This window comes from Chryseobacterium sp. ISL-6, from assembly GCF_018613715.1.
GTDB classification, from domain to species: domain Bacteria; phylum Bacteroidota; class Bacteroidia; order Flavobacteriales; family Weeksellaceae; genus Chryseobacterium; species Chryseobacterium paludis.
The window spans coordinates 379,898-398,513 of record NZ_JAGGPT010000005.1; the positions used below are offsets into that span (position 1 = coordinate 379,898).

The window sequence follows — 18,616 nt, forward strand, 5'->3', positions numbered from 1 at the left end:
TCTTTGTATGGTGAATTAAAAGATCAATGAAAAGAACATATTTTATTATAGCCGTTAATTTGGTTTCCTGTACACTGATTAATGCTCAAAAAACAAATTTAGCACCTTCAGCACCAGTTACTGATGAATATTTCGGAACTAAAATAGTAGATGAATACAGAAATTTAGAAGATTTAAAAGATCCGGCTACAATTAACTGGATGAAATCTCAGGCTGATTATACCGATTCTGTACTTGGTGAACTCCCGTACAAAAAATATTTTGTGGATGAGAGATTGAAATTTGACAAGAGGACTGGATATTCAGTATCAACTTTAAAAATAACGGGCGATGACTTATACTTTTATTTAAAAAAAGCAGCAGACGACAAATATCAAAAATTATACTACAGAAAAGGATTTAAGGGAAAAGAAGAGTTTTTATATGATCCTGCAACTTTTATTTCCACCTTCGATCCGGGTTCAACACAGAAACATAATTTCACAATTAATTTTCTGAGTCCAAGCTGGGATGGGAGTAAGATTGCAATCTCGATGTCCGAGAATGGAAAGGAAATTTCTGAAGTCATTATCATGGATGTAAAGACAAAACAGATCTATCCGGAGGTAATTACCAATCTTGAGCCTACAACTGTTGGTCAGGTAAAATGGCTGGAAGATAATAACAGCTTCTTTTACACTTATTTTCCAGTGACAGATTCAAACTCTCCGGAGTACACAAAAAATACAGAAGTAACTTTTTACAGATTGGGTGAAGATCCGAAAAAACGTAAAAATGTTTTTTCAAGAGTAAATAATCCAGAATTGAATATTGATGAAGGCCGATTCCCAGGGATTGTTCAGTTCAATCAGAATGATCCTTATTTTATTGGGAATCTGGGTGATGTAGATGATTTTACCGATACATTTATCATCAGCAGGAAAGATTTTGAAAAAGGAATTAAAAGCTGGAAACCCCTCTACTATAAGGCAGATAAGGTGTATGAAAAAAAACCGGTAGGAAAAGAAGTCTATTTTATGTCGGGATATAACTCGCCAAACTTTAAACTTTGTAAAACCGATCTTGAAAAACCGGATTTTAAAAATCCTGAAATTCTGGTTCCTGAAAAAAAGGATGAAACCATTAAAAGTTTTGAAATTACAAAAGATGGAATGTATTATACAACAACCAAAAATGGTGTTGATGCAAGATTCTATCTGTATAGAAATGGAAAAGATATTCCAATAAAACTACCTTTTGTCGCAGGAAGTGTTTCTATTGAGATAAAAGGTAAAGAGTATTCGGATGTCTGGATTTATTGTTCCGGCTGGGCCAATGAAACAAGAAGATTAAAATATGATTTGAAAACAAATCAGTTTGAAGAAGAAAATCTGGCACCATTGATTGCTTATCCTGAATTTGAAGGTGTAATTGTTGAAGAAACAAGTATAAAAGCAAGAGACGGGGTAGAAGTTCCTTTGACATTGGTTTATGATAAAAATATTAAAAAAACCGGAAATATTCCTGTTTTGATAGAGTCTTACGGAAGCTACGGAATGTCGTATAGTCCATTCTTTGCAAGAAGCTTTGGTATGTGGGCTAAAAAAGGCGGTATGGTTGCTATTGCCCACGTAAGAGGCGGTGGTGAAAAAGGGGAAATCTGGCATAAAGCAGGCTACAAACAAACGAAGCCCAATACCTGGAGAGATCTAATAGATTGTACTGAATATCTGATTAAAGAAGGCTACACTTCAAAAGAAAAGGTAGCCATCTGGGGAGGTAGTGCAGGTGGAATTACTGTTGGAAGAGCTGTTACAGAGAGACCAGATCTATTTAAAGCAGTGATTGTTGATGTGGGATCTACTAATACAATCAGAAGTGAAATTACACCTAATGGCCCTGGAAATATTCCTGAGTTTGGAACAGTAACTAAGCCTGATGAATTTAAAGCTTTATTGGAAATGGATGCTTTCCACCACATAAAAAAAGGAGAAAAATATCCTGCTACTTTGATTACAACCGGGATTAATGACAGCAGGGTTGTTTCATGGATGCCCGCTAAATTTGCCGCGAAACTAATGGCAAATGACGCTTCTGACAATCCAATACTTTTTAAAGTAGATTACGAAGGTGGACATATGGGTGGTGCTGATCTTGCGCGTGCATATGCCAATGTAGGAGAAGTTTTTGCTTTTGTTGCCTGGCAATTAGGACTTCCCGGTTATCAACCAAAAGAAAATAAAAAGAAATAAATTTTAAGACAATTCTTTGATTTTATTAAATAAGAAACGGACTTTTTGAGAATTCAAAAAAGTCCGTTTCTGTTATTAACAATTAAAATTTTATTTATTTTCCGCCGCCACCGTTTTTCTCAACATCGGTTTTGGTGTTTGTCTTTACTTTTTGATTTCCAAATCTTTTTACGAATGAAAGTGAGAAACCATACCAATCCGACTGTGTAGAATTTCTAAAGGCTCCGACCGGACTGAAGGTAGTTGAATCAAAATTAGGTCTCTGGAAAATATTCATCAGCTGTAGGCTGACTTCCATCTGTGTTTTAGGAAATATTTTAGTTACAGAAATATTATGAAAAACATTCGTGTTGTTCGCATAAGAATTTCCGTTGTTTTGATTGGATACTTCTACCCATGCACTCAGATTGATGTTCTTATTAAAAAGATTGGTGTAAGAGATATTAGTGGATCCACCCCAATAACTGATATACTTAGCTCCCTTCAAATCATTTTTTGTATTAAAATCGCTGTTGTCAATATAGTACCATCCAAATCCGACATTCACACTTAGTTTGTTTTTCAGAAAGGTCTGATTGGTATTGGCAAAAAGATAATACTTTTGAACCCGGCCACTAAAATTTCCTGGGTAGGTAATTGTCTTGTCTTTTTGTGGCGGTGTATTTTCTTCAGTAGTATAAGTTGTCCAATAGTCCTGATTGGTATACATATACCTTGCAGAAATAAAATATTTTTTCAGAATTCCGAATTTCATATAAAGTCTGTCACTAGGATTGGGTTGTAAATCCATATTTCCTCTGGAATAGAATCCATCATAATTAGGGATAAGAAAAGGATTGAATTCCGTATACCACGGACGCCAGATATTACGGTTATAGGTCAAACTCAAATCATATTTATCTGAAAAATTGTATTTCAGCAATATGTTGGGAAGAAAAGTACCATAAGAATCTTTTCTTGAAGTACCTGCTATATCCTGTCGCAGTTTGAAACTAATATATTCATAGCGGATTCCGATTCTGGTTTCCAGCTTTTTGAAAAAGGTTTTGCTATAGTTGGCATAAACGGAATTAATATTATCCTGATAATGGAAATTATCATTTGTTCTTAAACTGCTGTCTATCATATTTCCAGACAGATCATATGGAGCTACATTGTTATTGAAGTCCATTTTTCCCCCCACTTCAAATGTTGCTCCTGATTTCCCTAAAGGTTGCGTATAATCTACTTTTAGATAATAGTTACGGGTTTGATTATGGGAATTAATTCCTATTTGATCCAACGTGGATTTATTACTATAATTTGTTATTAGATCATTAGTGTCTTTTTGAGAATCATAATTTGTACCGATATTAATATCTAAAATTTTATTTTTTTCTTTATCATAATATTTATAGAAAACATTGGTTCCCAGGGTACGGCTCAAGCCGGTTAAATCCTGATTTCGGTTATATGAGTCCTTAAAAACATCATTTGCGTAATGTATTCCTTCTGCATCTGAAAAAGTAGATCTTTTGCTCTGATAGTATTCCAGAATAACCCCAACATTATTTTTATCATTCAGTTCATATTCTGAAGTAGAAGATAAAGAAGGGCTTTTGTTTCGGTCCGTATTTATGATATTGATGGAGGTAACATCATTATCCTTGTATAAAGACTGGGTGTTGGAATTTTTTTGTGACCACGTATTATCACTGTAGCTTCCAATAAAGGTCTGCGTAAATTTTTTCTTATGATAATTAAGATTAAAATTGGTGTATTGTGAGTTTTTTCTATTTTGTCTGTTGTTCAGGGTAACACTTCCTTTCATCCCTTCATCATCACGTTTTTTCAATACGATGTTGATTACCGATCCGGCACTTTCATAACGCGAAGAAGGACTGGTGATCACTTCTATTTTCATCAGGTTGTCCGCAGGAATCGTAGCCAGATATTCTTTCAGCTCTTTTCCTGTAAAAACTGATTTTCTGTCATTGATATAAACAGTAACCTTTTCACCTTCAGCTTTTATAACATCGTTATTATCAATACTAACCAAAGGAGTCATTCTAAGAACATCCCAGGTAGTATTTCCTGCAAGGATAGAACTATTGGCTACATTAAAAACAGTTCTGTCAACTTTAGATTCTACTGTTGGTTTTCTGACAACAAGGGTAACAGCTTCTATGTCTTTTTGTTTAACCGAATCTTTTTTTACCTGAGCTAAAGATAAAGAAGCGGTTAATATCGCGATTGTAGATATAATTATTTTCATTTTCAAGGGGGCGTTTCAATTGATAAGACAACCGACCTGTGATATATGTTACATCAGTTTGTGAAAAAATGAAAAAAAAATAATGCTTATTTGGATAGTGACGATCTTGAAGATAATTGGTTTGAAGAATAAAGTAAAAAAGACTGTCTTTTGAGACAGCCTTTCGCTTATTATAAAAAAATAGAACCATTATGGCTCTGGATGAGTTGTCGGTGTATGGATAATATCATAATACACTGACTGATTGTTTGCGTCAGGAAACACTCTATAGGTAAATTCCTGTTTCGTTAATACCGTAATTTTTACGACTCTCGTGAAAAGAACATTCCCATTATTGTCTTTTGCAACAATGGTTCTTGTAGTTCCATCTGCAGAAATAGACCAATCGCCATGCATCTTTGGAGAGTTATCCAGGTTGTACATCGTAAATGTTCCATCTGCCTTGAAATAGGCAAATCCCACAAAATTAACTACGTTTGAATCTGTTAAGGGAACAGGCTGTCCGTTCTGATTTTTAGCGTTTGTCGTTTCCCAGGGGGTAGAAGCCAGTACTTGTGAAGGAGTAAGCTCAGGTTCTACAACTACGATCTCTTCATCATTATCTGAACATGATGCAGCGGTAATTGTTAAAGCAAACATTGCTAAGAGATAACATAATTTTTTTAATGCATTCATAATGGATAGGTTTTAAACAGAGCAAACTTATTCTATATAAAAATCAAAAAATTGTATGAAATATCTCATTTGTTGTAAAAAATATCATTGATTGTTGCTATTTTTTGATACGTCAAAAGCTATAACTTATAATCACTAATACATTTGATATTTGTAAATTTGAATATTCAAGATGACATAGAGTATGTATGATGAAACACTTATCCTTGATAAAGAGATAAAGGATTCTTTTCAGGTAAAAAAACTTACCCAATCGGTTTTCGGGGAAGCTGATGTAATAAGTGTTACCTATAATCGGGTACTGATCATCCATGAAGGAAAAGGCACACTTATTATTGATGATAATGAATTTGATATAGAAGGATCAGAAGTATTTGTTATATCGAAAGGACAGGTGTTTTCTTTTTCTTACCAAACGAAATGGTCGGGATTTGAAATAAGCTTCGGTGACTGTTTCTGGGAAAAGGCACCTTCAAGTGCTTCTAATTGTAAATTATTACTGTTCAATGATGCTGCTCTTCATCAGAGATTATCTTTAAAGGAAAAAGATTTTTATGAACTGAATGCTATTTGTGAAATTCTCTTAAAAGAAAGTATAAGCAATGATTATCCCAATAAGCTTGATGCGATGGCGGCTTATTTAAAAATTCTTATGATTAAGCTTGCTAATGCTGCCCCAGCTTTTCAGGAAAGCCTTGACGATTTTGATAACCAGATCTATCGTCGTTTCCTGGAATTGGTTAATAAACAGTATAATCAAATGCATGATGTTTCATACTATGCAGACCAGTTAATGGTTACTCCTCGTAAACTTTCTGAAATATCTAAAAAGAAAAGTGGAAAAGGTGCTAAGGAAATCATAGCCGGACAAGTGATCGCCGAATCGAAACGGCAGCTGCAGTTTTCAGCTAAAACAATCAAGGAAATTGCTTATCAGCTTTCATTCAGTACACCAGAGCAGTTTAGCCATTTTTTCAAAAAGCAAACCAATACTTCGCCTTTGGATTATCGAAAGATCTTTGTAAATATTGGCAGGTAATACGAAGATTCTGACATTCCATACAAGGATGTCTAAACCTATTTTTGTATTCAATAAAATATAAAAATATGTCAGTTCAAAGATTAAAAAGTGTGGCCGGAATTAGTATTCCCGACAGTAAAATCGCTACAGAAGCTACCGAATTGTTATTAGAACACGGAACCGAATTTATCTATAATCATTCATTAAGGGTTTTTCTTTTTTCTTCATTAAATGGGAAGAGGAGAAATATGGAATATGACCAAGAGCTCCTTTATGTAAGTTCAGTCTTTCATGACCTGGGTTTGGTTTCACATTACAGCAGCGCGGATCTGAGATTTGAAGTTGATGGAGCCAATGCAGCCAGAGATTTTCTAAAAAGTCACGGTCTTCCAAAAGATCAGCTGCAATTGGTTTGGGATACAATAGCATTTCATACCACAATTGGAATTGCGGAACATAAAGAAAACGAAGTTGCTCTGATGTATTCCGGAGTAGGATTGGACGTGATGGGAGAAGGTTATGAACATCTTAGTGAGACCAATAGAAATGCAATTATAGAGGCATTCCCAAGAAATGATTTCAAAAATAAAATTATCCCAACATTCTTCGATGGATTTAAACATAAAACAGAGACAACTTTCGGAAATATTAAAGCCGATGTCTGTGCCTTTATGATTCCTAATTTCGAAAGAAAAAATTTCTGCAATTGTATCTTACATTCTCCATGGAGCGAGTAGATGTTTTATCGTAAATTTACATATTGATGAAAATTATCAATCATAAGGTATGGATTTACAACTTGAAAAAAACAAAGAAGTCGTTAAGCGTTTTAATAAAGAAGTAATTGAAAACGGTAATGTTGAGGTCTTCGAAGAATTAATGGATGATCATTTTATTAATCATTCTGCCCCACAAGGGGCTGACAATAGAAAACAGGGAATGATTAATACATTTAACTCTGTTTTGAGACCTGCAATGCCCGATATTCAGGTTACGATTCTTCAACAGATTGCAGAGGGAGATCTGGTTACCACCCGGAAAAATATTTCTGGAACTCATACCGGAAATTTCATGGGAATTGCTCCGTCTGGAAGAAGAATAAGTATTGATGTTATTGATATTGTGCGCCTTAAAAACGGTAAATACGCTGAACACTGGGGGATTAATAATTTGTCTGTTGTTTTAGCACAGTTGAGGAATAATGATTAGAAATTGAGAAAGAATAAAACAAAAATCCTTATCATTGATGAGGATTTTTTTTGTTCAAATTCAAATATTCCAAACCTTCAAAAAAACATAATAGCTTGTCTTTAGCATTATTAGAGAATCTGTTATTTTTATAAAAAATTATATAATTATGTTCGAACTGTGTTCTTTGTTTTCAAATTCATGGAAAGAAAAATATGGTGCTATTTTATCGGATGAACATCTGCAAAGTTTAGAGAAAAATATTCTGGCATATAAGAACGAGACTTTAAATTGGGATGTACCTTATTTTAATGAAGAGATAAAAGCAGATCGTGATCAGAGCTTTAGTAGTTTCATCAATATTTTTGAAGAAAACGATTCAGAAGAAAGAAAAGTTCAGAAGTTGGAGGCAATTCCATTTGAGTATTGGTTGGATATTCTGGGACAAAGACTTACCTCTGCAAGTATTCGTGATGAAAGAGCTATTCCACCTCTTAAACATATCGTGATCGATAGCTGTCAAAAACCTTTTAATGAAGAAATAACAATTGCTCAGAGAGCATGGGAAAAGCACCTTGGAAGGACGGAAGATATGTTTTGGGGCGAAATATCAGGGAATAATCTACAGAAACAGGAAAAAGTAATGGCGAAGATCAATGATGTCATTGAAAATAAAACATGGTGGAATGTATTCTTTCATTACAAGCATGAGCTTGTTTATGAAATAAGAGAGAAAAACGGTCATGGTATTCGCTGGAGCCATGGAGAAACCCAATTAATTGGCTTTCTGGAACCTTTTATCAATGAATAATTTCATACAACGTAAAAAGATTGCGTACTAGGTTCTTTATTTTGCTGAAATTTTTTAGAAATGAAAAATATCTATAATAAGGGAACATTCCGATCGTATGAATATGGTAAGATTGGACCTTATCTGAAAAAGTATGGAAACAAGAAGTGGCGTAGAACTGTACAAGCTGAAATAGAAGATCAATTGTGTGAATCTATTAGATTCCGAAAGCTCAGAAGGAAAAAGCAAAGATCGATCTGGGTAAAGATCACTAAAGAAGTCAATGGAAGAATACGCTCTAACCACAAAAAATTTTACAGCGAAAGATCTTTTAGAAGTGCTGTAAACAGTCCTCATGTTATAAGGTGTTTTTATATGACTAAAACAAAAAAAGAAAAATGAATACATACATCGATATTGGCATTAACCTGACCAATAAACAGTTCAATAATGAACACGACGAAATAATTAACCGTGCTCTGGATAATGGAGTAGAACAGATGATCCTTACCGGAACAAGTGTACGTGGAAGTAAAGAATCTGCTGAAATTGCAGGGGAATATCCGGAGGTCTTATTTTCTACAGCTGGAATCCATCCTCATGATGCAAAATCTTTTAATGGTGAGAGTATGAATGAACTCCGTAAACTATTAGCGCTTTCTCATGTGGTTTCAGTAGGAGAATGCGGACTTGATTTTGACCGTGATTTTTCTCCAAGGCCGATACAGGAAAAGTGTTATCAGGCACAACTTGAATTGGCTATAGAAATTAATAAACCACTTTTCCTTCATGAAAGATCTGCTTTTAAAAGATTTAATGAAATTACGGATGGCTATCTTTCCCATCTTCCTAAAGCTGTTGTACATTGTTTTACTGGTACACCAGAAGAAGCAAAAGCCTATTTGGATAAGGGATTTTATCTTGGATTTACAGGAGCGATCAGCGATGAAAGAAGATTTAAACATCTCGAAGAAGTGATCAGATATGTTCCCTTGGATAGAATGATGATTGAAACAGATGCACCTTTCATGTTGCCTAAAAATATTTCAGCACGAAATCAAAATCGTCGTAATGAACCTGCATTTCTGCTTTATATTGCACAGACCATTGCCCATTTGAAGAAAATAAGCATTGCTGAAGTGGCAGAAGAAACAACAGAAGTTACCAGGAAATTTTTCAAATTATAAAAAAGAGCTCTACTGATTAAGTAAAGCTCTTTTTATTTTTGTTAAGCCGTGGATTTGTTTTCAGCTTTTAGATAGCTTTTAATGCTGATTCCAAAGCCAGCTCAATCATTGGCTTCAATGCTGTTTCTCTTTGGTCAGCTGAAATATTTTCATGAGTCGGAATAATATCAGTTACCGTAAGAATGGTCGCTGCATTTTTTCCTAAATGTTTAGCATTGGCAAATAATCCAAAAGCTTCCATTTCCACAGCCGGACAATTATATTTTGTAGCAATTGCGGGAATAGTTAAATCCTTTCTGTAGAAAATATCACTACTGTGAATATTAATAGCCTTGGTTTTCAAAGATAGTTCTTCGGAAGTTGCATTAATGGTATCAAAAATATTTCCCTGGTGCGAAAGAATATCGTCTTCAATTTCCCAGGCAAATTTTGCGTAGGTACTCTCACTTGCAGCATTTTCAACATTAAGTATATCAAATACTTTCAGATCTGTAGTGTAGGCACCACAAGTTCCGATTCTGATAATAGTCTCTACATCATATTCTGTATACAATTCATAAGAATAAATTCCGATGCTTGGGAATCCCATTCCACTTGCTCCTACACTAATTTCTTTCCCTTTATAGAGACCGGTATAATATAAGATTCCTCTTGTTTTACTTACCAGTTTTGCATTTTCCAAAAAGTTTTCGGCAATATATTGTGCACGAAGCGGATCCCCCGGCTGTAATATTACTTTAGCAATTTCTCCTTTTTTTGCACTAATGTGAATACTCATAATATTATTTTGAATGACGGCAAAGATAATAACTTTTACATTGACAATGTCATTGCGAGGAGCAAAGCGACAAAGCAATCTCAATAGAAAAAGGATAGTAAATAGAACAATAATTTGAATAATATAGCTGTTTTCTACATTACAACACAATATTTGTTATTCTGAACAAAGTGAAAGAATTTACACAATCAATTTTTATCGCAGACAAAATCCTTGTGTCTTAAAAACATTCTTTTTTTATTCTTTTGTGTCTTTACGACTGACTTTAGGAGTAAATGTTATTTAATTCATAATCATTTACATAAAAATTTTATTCTCAAAGAAATAATTTTATTTTTGTTAGATGGTCGAAAATACATCTCCATTTTTGGATACGCTCTTTCTCCTTCGTAAAGAGGAGTGTATCACCATTTTTTCAAATATTCAAACCATATCAAAAAAAGAAGAACAGGATGCAGCAGATTATTTTGAATCCGAATTTGAAAAAGAAAGATTGGAGTTTTTATCAGACTACCTGATTTGTGATAAGGAAACAGCCGTTTGGGCAGCAAAAGTGTTTTATCATGCTGCACAACTGTATCTGGTGAGAGAAAATACAGCAAAAGACCTGGATCAGTTAATTCCTGAATTTAGAGGAGAGAAGAACGTATCAGCCTTACTATCTGCTGACCTGTCATTGAGATTTTTACCACAGATAATTACCGCTCTTCAAACTTTAGATCCAAACGATCCTTTAATTGGGCGACTGGAGAATATTCTTTCGCAGTTTCATTATTCGGGTGTAGAATATGATCTTGATCTTGGAAAAATCAATTGGGAAGAGGAGCTGGAAGATCCAAGCTTCCGGAAATTATATCTCGAAAGAATTGTAGAAAAGAGAGCCTACCGACTGGCTGAAATTCCCTATATTAATCAATTACTGATTGCTGAATTTGGCTTACATAAGGACGAATTGTGGCGAGAATTAAAAATTATTAACGAAGAAGAAAATAAATGATTCCAAATATTACAAAACTTAATACAGTACTCAATTATGTAAAAGATACTTTCGTAGGTAAAAACGATGTAGTTGACCTGCTTGGAATATGTCTTTTGGCAAGAGAAAATGCATTTTTATATGGACCTCCGGGAACTGCAAAATCGGCAATCGTAAGAACATTGTCACAAACTGTGAAAGACGGTAAAAATTTTGAGTATTTATTAACCCGTTTTACCGAACCGAATGAAATTTTCGGACCTTTTGATATCAGAAAATTAAAAGAAGGCGAGCTTCTTACCAATACCGAGGGAATGATGCCGGAAGCATCTATGGTTTTTTTAGATGAAATCTTTAATGCCAATTCCGCGATTTTGAATTCCCTTTTGATGGCGTTGAACGAAAAGATTTTCAAACGTGGAAAGGAAACAAAGCACCTGCCTGCTCTAATGTTTGTAGGTGCAAGTAATGTTTTGCCGGAAGATGAAGCACTGAATGCCTTATTTGACCGTTTTCTGATCAGGATTAATGTAGATTATGTAAATCCTGAGCTTCTTCAGCAAGTACTTTTGGCAGGACGGAAATTGGAAAATATTGTTGAAACAGATATTCCCGGAATTCAGGCTGATGAAATAAGGGAGCTTCAGAACCTATGTAAAACAGTAGATCTGAAACCTATTTATGAAGTGTATTTAAATACTATTATTAATCTTCGGAATACAGGAATTGCTATTTCTGACCGTAGGGCGGTAAAACTTCAGAATCTTATTGCTGCAAGTGCGTTGATCTGCGGAAGAAATGAAGCTATTCTTTCTGATCTTTGGGTACTGAAGCACATCTGGGATACGGAAGAACAGATTGAAATCCTGGAAGGGATCATCAACAGAACAATAGAAAAAGATGAAAATCCGCAAACCCATCCTCAGGCGTTACACAATAAAACCCCGAATCCAGAGGAAGTAATGAAAGATGTAAAAATTCTTACTGAAAAATGGAATAGCGGAGAAGTTACTTTTGAAGAGCAGAACGTGATCAAAGATAAATTAAGATACCTGCAGACACGTTGTGACTGGATCAAAAATCCTGAACAAAAACAATACATTCAACAGGAAATAGAAAGTTTATGGCAGAAGATCCTTCAAAGCGTATAAAAGACTTTTGGGCAGAACTGCCTCGTGGTGATGAAGATTTTTTAGGGTCTGTCAGAGACTGGAAAAATGTTCAGATTGCTTTAGAGGATGAGGTTATTTGGCTGAAAGGTTTTACAGAAGAACAGGTTGTTTCTCCTGAGATTCAGCAATTGCCCAATTTCCTTTTGTATGAGTTGAGAGATGGTTTGCTATTCAGAATGAATGCTTTAGTACCTGCTAAGAAAATGAGAACTGCACTATTATGGTCTCCAATTGATAAAGCTTTACGTCTGGTTTTACCACCATCCAATCAGAATTTTTTTGGAATTAGTGAAAAAGTTGAGGTGAAGCTAAAATCGAGTGCCGAAGAACAACCCGCAACAGCTTTGTTATGTTCAATGTCAGAAATTAAAGGAATGGTTACTGCATTACCTAATTTTAAGCTTAAAAAAAATGAATGGATCATTATTGAAGATAAAGCATTATTTCTGGGAACGCCATTATTAAGTTTTCCGGGAAAGACCTATTGGGAAAAAAATGGACATCTTTTGCCAACAGGTTTTGATTTTAAATTTAAAAATTTGAGTTTATTGTTACAGAGAAAATATAATGAACTTCAGGATCAATGGCTTTTATGGCAGGAAGATGGAAGTTATCTATCTATTAATAAAAAAGACTTCCGGAGATTATCTGCAAGCTCATACCGTCTTACTGAAAAAGCGAAAGAATGGATCTAAATGTATATTTCCAATCCTATGAAGGATATTTTTGGGAATGGATGACAGATGAAGATGTACGTGATGACACAGGATATCATGAGAATAATCTTGTTTCGATTCCAAATGTTGGAGCCATTGCATACAGACCTTATATTATTGAAGTTTTAAAAGAATTGCAACCGCAAGGAATTCCTCCTTTTGGAGCTTTGCTATTGGTATTGTATGCTACACAGGAAGGATATGTTAATTTTGACGGTATTTCTTATTACCTAAAAAAGCTGGAAGAGGAGGCAAAAACAGATCTGGAAATTGCTTCGATCATGAATTTCCTGGAAAATTTAAATCGATTGGGAGTGTCTTTTAAAAAAGGGCAAAATAAGATATTGCTGCTACAGACACTGTTTAATAATTGTCACAACAGGCTATCAGCCGTTTCCAGTGAGTTCCTCTTAAAAAAGTTTGCAAAAAGTCCTTATACTCTTTCAAAAAGTGCCGAAAAAATAGCGGTAACACCATTATTTATACTAAAAGATACCCGGATTTTAGTCTGGCTCAATGAAAAATTTCCGACTTCAGAATCTATTATCGGTGCCATGAAAGGCTTTATTGATGAGCCTGAATTGGAAGATGAAATTGTAGAGGAAGAAACAACAGTAGAATCTAATAAAGATTTTATTCAGGAATTAATAGAGGATCCCAAAACATTTCAGGTAGGAAGTTTAATTAAAAGGATCTGGAGTGGACTCAAAATTCCCATGCGTCATCTTTCTCCGGGGGAGCAGCCAATTGGGGGGATATCCGATATGACGAATAAAGGAGAACTCCACAGAATGCTTTTATCAGAATTTGCCAATGAGGATGAGATTTTCATGAGCAGGGTAGCTAATAGCGAGACCCTTTATATTCAAAGGGAAATACCTCCTGAAGAAAATGTTTTCGAGAGAATTATTTTAATAGATACTTCTTTGAAAAACTGGGGAACCCCAAAAGTTTTAGCTTATGCATCTGCGATTGCTGTGATCAAGCATCCAAAAGCCAATTCACAATGCAAAGTTTTCACAGTCGGACAGACTAATATTCCTATTTCTCTGGATAAAGTGGAGAATGTAATAGATCACTTAAACCAGGTAAGTCCGGTTTTGGAAGTTTCCCAGGCATTAGATAAATTTTTTCAGGAAGAACATACAGAAAAGGATATTGAAGTATTTTTTATCACCAACCAGGAAAACCTCAGTAATGAAAACTTACAAAAGGTAATTCATGAAAACAGGGATCGATTGAAATTTTTGGTAACAACCTCTGCTGATGGCGAATTGAATTTTTTTAAACACCATAAGGGTGCCCGTAAGCATATTCAAAAAATTATACTTCCGTTACAGGAATTATGGGCTAATCCACCACAAAGAAAACAAAAAGGGGATAGTCATTTATCAAGTGGCAAGAAAACGGATGTTCCAAAAAATTATCCTATTCTGTTTCCAACTCCAGTCAATAAAATAGCTACCTTTTTATATGAAGGGGAATTTTTTATTTTAAGTAATAAGAAACAATTGCTAAGAACCTATTTGTCCGATAATTATTATAATAAAGATTATTATGACCGTTATAGAATACATAGAGGATGTGAGGTTTTAATTGAAGATATCTCTGTTAAGCCCAGGGGACAGTTTGCTTTGGCGAAAAATAAACAGCAGCATTTTATTTTATGTCAATATCAGGCTGATAAAAAGTTGATTTCTAAACTTAATCTTGTTACAAAAGAATATTCAGAGCTAAATCTCACTGGGAAAAATATTCCCGATGATTATAAATTGGTTTATTTCAATAAAAGTTTTTACCTCTACAATGCAGAATCTATCTGGATCTATCATATCAATATCGATGGAAACATCTCTTTTGAATCAGTAAAAAATGACAAAGAGATCGCTAAGAATGATTCAAAAGTAGAAGTAGAGATCAGGAAATTATCGAATAGTGGAATAAAAATTTTAAACAACTTTAATAATATTGGGATTAATGCGGAAGATAGCCTTGTGATTTCAAACAACCGACTGACTAAAGTATATGATAACTCACTGACTTTATTTAAAAATAATCACGAGATAAAGATTGCAGCCAATCAATATAAAAATAAATTTACTTTTTCAGATGGAAGTGAGGTTATAACTGATACCCGTGGAATATTAACATTTAAAAGCAGTAATAAAAATATTCCGGTATTTTATATCCCCTCCACAGAGCATGGCTTCCTATCTCTAGCAACAAATACAGAATTTGGCGGAGCAGAATACTATCTGCCAGAAACTACTTTGCTTAAAATGAAAACGATAGAAGATATGTGTTCTGATTATCTGGAACCTTTTATTAATCAAATTTTGGAATATGGAGCTTAGAATAAAACCTTTTCCAAAAAATAACTATCCCAAGAAAGGAGTTCTGATTAAAGGTTCTTCACCATTGGTATGGTTTGAAGAAATGGATAAGTTGAAGATAGATCTTAATCTGGTAAAGACTTTTGCTATTCCTTCTAATGAACCTAATATTCTATACGGATGTTTCATTATTTTTACGGATCATGCTCCACTGGAAATTGGAAAGAATTCTTACTTTCAATGTATCGACGAGATTCTTTTTATTCCTGAGAATACCACTTTTTATCCCAAGATCAATCCCGAAGACTGGCATAATATAGATTCTAGATTTCTGGTAATGCATCCTGAATTTGGTTTGGTTAAATTATCAGAGGAGATCGACTGGATCTTAGTGCTTGAAGAACCGGAAAAGGCTAAACTTTCTATCAGGAAACCTTCAAACGGAGTCTATATTCCGCAGGAAATTAAAAGCTATACCGTAGAGATCGATGATGAAAAAATGATGGAATCACTCCAAAAATCACAGACTGAAGAAGAGTGGATGAAAAATCTTCCTTTTGATATGAAGAAAGTGATGGCGGGAAATAAAAGAGAAATTGAAAAATATTTAAAGTACATCGAAAAATACCCTGACCGTGCGATAGATCTTGGAGTTCCTTTGGATATTCTGGGAACTTCCAGAGGTGATGGTTTTGGAAAATTTAAATTCGATAATGGTTGGTTGAGCAGGTTGTTGGGTGGCGGTCGTGGAAATGGTAAACCCAGGGATTACCGATGGGTATTGCTTGCATTGTGGATTGTAATTATCGTTGGAAGGATTATTATCGGTTTTAGTAAAGATACACCTGAGACTGAAACCCCTGTTTCTTCAGGAAATGTAATTTCTAAAGATGCTTTAAAAAATCAGGATCCCGGTAAATTAGCTTTTGAATCCGGTCTTACTGAGATTGATATGAAAATTGATTCTCTATACAACGATGAGAGAAGAGATCTAATGAAAGAATATGCAACGGCAGCTTCTAAAGGCCCAAACGCAAAAGAGGTTGCAGAGGTTGAAAAGAAAGTCGAGAAATACAGAACGAAAGAAAATAAAACAAGAGACTTTCTTAAGAAAATATACAATAAGAAAATAGCTCAGCATATTGAAAGCAAGTCCAAAGATTATCAGCGGAAGATCTCCGATTCCATTAAAAAGGTAAATCCAAATAAGCCAGTCAACCAAGGGGTTGTAAAAAGTGTCTGGAGGAAAAAACAGGTTTTAATGGAGGACTCTCTGGGACGTCTTTACGGAACACTTGGAAATATTGAACCTCATTTTTCATCTGATCAAAATGCCAATACAAAGAAAACCTCAGGTTCAGGAGATTCTTCGGCCAAAAAGATTTCATTCTCTGAAATTGTCTGGTTAGTAATTCTAATTATAGGAAGTGTAGGCCTTTATTCCTATTTCTTCAGGAAAAAATCCTTAAACATTGGCGGTAATAATGTTCCGGGAGGAATCAAAATATTTTTAGTCATTGTCTTGGTTGGCATGTTGATCTATCTTTTCTATCCGCTGATTGAGATGTATGGCTACAACTGGTTCGTATGGCTTCTGGTTATTTGTGTAATCTTACTGATCTATCGTTTGTTCAGTGAAGATAAAACCATTTTAAAATCCGACGAAGATGAATAAGCAGAAGTTTATAGACAAATTTATCAGAGCATTTTTTATTCTGATATTTCTTAAAATATTAGGTCTTATTGCTCAGCTTTTTCATCAAAGCTTTTGGAGTGTTTTAGGAACTTTAGGTATTTTTATTATCGTTGCTGTAATTATCCTTTTGGTCATGGTTAGTTTGAAGGATAAAGAAAGAGGGGATAAAGGCCTGGGGAAAAGAGGGGGTTCAGGTGGAAGCTTTTATCTTGAAAATTCACTTTTTGACAGAATCCGAAGTAAATATGAAGAACTTGCTGAAAAATACGTTAGTGAAGGAGATTATAAAAAAGCAGCAAAAGTATATATGAATCTCTTACAGGATAATTACAGGGCAGCCAAAACATTGGAAAACGGGGGATTATATAATGAAGCGGCAGTTATTTATCTTAAAAAATTAAATAATAAATCTGATGCTGCAATCTGCTATGAAAAAGCAAAACAATACAGAAAAGCGATTGATCTTTATAAAGAATTGGAGCAGAAAGAAAAAGTAGGCGATCTTTATAAAGAGATGAATGATGTGAAAAATGCTCATATCTATTATCAAATGGTGGCGGATGATTTTGTTGGAAACAATCAGATGGTAAAAGCGTCATTGATCTATCGCAAAAAAATGGAATCGCCAGATGAAGCCCAGAAAGTTTTGTTAAAAGGCTGGGAAGAAAATAAAGATGCATTCAACTGTCTGAATAATTATTTTGCTAATATTTTTGATGTTAAACAATTGGAAAATCAAATTCAGGTTTTATATAAAGATACTCCCACAGATAAAAAGATCATGTACCTGGAAGCGATGAAGTATGAATTTAAAAAAGATCCAAAACTACAGTCTGTAGCGAGAAATATTGCGTACCAGATTATTTCGGAAAAAGTGGAAACACATTCTGAAATTGTAAATGAATTAAAACATTTCAATCCTGATGATCAGGTTATTTTAAAAGATATTTCGAGGTATAAAACGGGTAGGAATAAGATGTTTAGGAATTAATATTATTAAAAGATTGAATGATTTAAGAATTGAAAGATTTGTAAATGTTTCAATATTGTTTACTTGGTCAATTTTTGTGCGTTTGCAAGGGTGACTGAGGCTCTCGAAGCCACCATCAAGAAGGACTCAAACCCTCGAACTCACCATTTTATTAAGAAAAATATTATCTTTGCGACAATAAAATTATGACAAAACAAAGAGCACATATCAGTTTGAATCTATGCGATAGCCCGATACTAAAGGGATCGTTTGGATATGAATGTATGATATGGAATGGGGCAAAATGTGCTGACTTTGGAAATTATTTACTGTAAACTCGTAAAGATTTAATCAAAATACTGCAAAACGCCTCGATTGTCGAGGCGTTTTTTGTGTTTTTAAGGCAGAAATTATTTAGAATGAAAAAAAATAACCAGAAAAGTGAAAATTTTTAATTAACAATGGAATTTTAATATAACAAAATAGAGTGATAAGCAAACCGGTGAGAGACAGTCATTTAGGTAGTTAAGGCATCTGCAATATATTGTGGACAGGAATTCCTGTTTCTTTTATTTTGGTGTAACTTTCTGTTTATCAGTTATTTGTAATTAAAATTTATTTGCGAATTA

The 18,616-nt window shown here is 34.3% G+C and carries 16 protein-coding genes; 13 read left to right on the forward strand and 3 right to left on the reverse strand.

What is annotated here, in order from left to right; translation table 11 throughout:
- The first annotated feature begins 26 nt into the window (after positions 1-26).
- Complete coding sequence (locus J7E44_RS09405) at positions 27-2,231, forward strand: prolyl oligopeptidase family serine peptidase (protein ID WP_214828532.1); 2,205 nt, start codon at positions 27-29, stop codon at positions 2,229-2,231.
- Between the two features lie 94 nt (positions 2,232-2,325).
- Here J7E44_RS09405 and J7E44_RS09410 read toward each other — a convergent pair whose 3' ends face one another.
- Both J7E44_RS09410 and J7E44_RS09415 read right to left on the reverse strand, forming a co-directional pair.
- The gene (locus J7E44_RS09410) at positions 2,326-4,485 is read right to left on the reverse strand and encodes an outer membrane beta-barrel family protein (protein ID WP_214828535.1); all 2,160 of its coding nucleotides are present in this window, start codon (positions 4,483-4,485) and stop codon (positions 2,326-2,328) included.
- 189 nt (positions 4,486-4,674) lie between these two features.
- Entirely contained in the window at positions 4,675-5,160 is a 486-nt protein-coding gene (locus J7E44_RS09415) for a DUF4822 domain-containing protein (RefSeq protein WP_214828538.1), read from the reverse strand.
- 184 nt (positions 5,161-5,344) lie between these two features.
- Here J7E44_RS09415 and J7E44_RS09420 point away from each other — a divergent pair, with 184 nt between their 5' ends.
- From J7E44_RS09420 to J7E44_RS09445, 6 genes are all read left to right on the forward strand, one after another.
- Positions 5,345-6,199: a helix-turn-helix domain-containing protein gene (locus J7E44_RS09420; protein WP_214828542.1), complete on the forward strand. Its 855-nt coding sequence runs from the start codon at positions 5,345-5,347 to the stop codon at positions 6,197-6,199.
- A 68-nt stretch (positions 6,200-6,267) separates the two neighbouring features.
- Entirely contained in the window at positions 6,268-6,918 is a 651-nt protein-coding gene (locus tag J7E44_RS09425; RefSeq protein ID WP_214828545.1) for an HD domain-containing protein, read from the forward strand.
- A 49-nt stretch (positions 6,919-6,967) separates the two neighbouring features.
- The gene (locus tag J7E44_RS09430; RefSeq protein WP_214828548.1) at positions 6,968-7,390 is read left to right on the forward strand and encodes an ester cyclase; all 423 of its coding nucleotides are present in this window, start codon (positions 6,968-6,970) and stop codon (positions 7,388-7,390) included.
- Between the two features lie 148 nt (positions 7,391-7,538).
- On the forward strand, positions 7,539-8,180 hold the full coding sequence (locus J7E44_RS09435; RefSeq protein WP_251040535.1) for a tRNase toxin domain-containing protein: 642 nt from the start codon (positions 7,539-7,541) through the stop codon (positions 8,178-8,180).
- Positions 8,181-8,240: 60 nt separating this feature from the next.
- The gene (locus J7E44_RS09440) at positions 8,241-8,561 is read left to right on the forward strand and encodes a hypothetical protein (protein WP_214828551.1); all 321 of its coding nucleotides are present in this window, start codon (positions 8,241-8,243) and stop codon (positions 8,559-8,561) included.
- Positions 8,558-9,346 (forward strand): TatD family hydrolase, encoded by a 789-nt coding sequence (locus J7E44_RS09445; RefSeq protein WP_214828568.1) that lies wholly within the window; start codon positions 8,558-8,560, stop codon positions 9,344-9,346. Before J7E44_RS09440 ends, J7E44_RS09445 begins: the two co-directional genes overlap by 4 nt.
- A gap of 67 nt (positions 9,347-9,413) precedes the next feature.
- Here J7E44_RS09445 and deoD read toward each other — a convergent pair whose 3' ends face one another.
- On the reverse strand, positions 9,414-10,124 hold the full coding sequence (deoD, locus tag J7E44_RS09450; protein WP_214828571.1) for a purine-nucleoside phosphorylase: 711 nt from the start codon (positions 10,122-10,124) through the stop codon (positions 9,414-9,416).
- Positions 10,125-10,467: 343 nt separating this feature from the next.
- On the opposite strand from deoD, the gene J7E44_RS09455 reads away from it, so the two are divergent.
- From J7E44_RS09455 to J7E44_RS09480, 6 genes are read left to right on the forward strand one after another with little or no spacing between them, the layout of a single operon-like run.
- Positions 10,468-11,121 carry a conflict system bpX4 domain-containing protein gene (locus J7E44_RS09455; protein ID WP_214828574.1) on the forward strand — a complete coding sequence of 218 codons (654 nt, stop codon included), beginning with the start codon at positions 10,468-10,470 and terminating at the stop codon, positions 11,119-11,121.
- Positions 11,118-12,251 (forward strand): AAA family ATPase, encoded by a 1,134-nt coding sequence (locus J7E44_RS09460; protein WP_214828588.1) that lies wholly within the window; start codon positions 11,118-11,120, stop codon positions 12,249-12,251. Before J7E44_RS09455 ends, J7E44_RS09460 begins: the two co-directional genes overlap by 4 nt.
- Positions 12,224-12,967 carry a hypothetical protein gene (locus J7E44_RS09465; RefSeq protein ID WP_214828591.1) on the forward strand — a complete coding sequence of 248 codons (744 nt, stop codon included), beginning with the start codon at positions 12,224-12,226 and terminating at the stop codon, positions 12,965-12,967. Before J7E44_RS09460 ends, J7E44_RS09465 begins: the two co-directional genes overlap by 28 nt.
- Positions 12,958-15,342, forward strand: coding sequence for a hypothetical protein (locus J7E44_RS09470; protein ID WP_214828594.1), 2,385 nt, complete (start codon positions 12,958-12,960; stop codon positions 15,340-15,342). The genes J7E44_RS09465 and J7E44_RS09470 overlap by 10 nt, the downstream gene beginning before the upstream one ends.
- Entirely contained in the window at positions 15,332-16,996 is a 1,665-nt protein-coding gene (locus tag J7E44_RS09475) for a bpX3 domain-containing protein (RefSeq protein ID WP_214828597.1), read from the forward strand. Before J7E44_RS09470 ends, J7E44_RS09475 begins: the two co-directional genes overlap by 11 nt.
- The gene (locus J7E44_RS09480) at positions 16,989-18,008 is read left to right on the forward strand and encodes a soluble NSF attachment family protein (RefSeq protein ID WP_214828600.1); all 1,020 of its coding nucleotides are present in this window, start codon (positions 16,989-16,991) and stop codon (positions 18,006-18,008) included. The genes J7E44_RS09475 and J7E44_RS09480 overlap by 8 nt, the downstream gene beginning before the upstream one ends.
- Positions 18,009-18,616 lie beyond the last annotated feature (608 nt).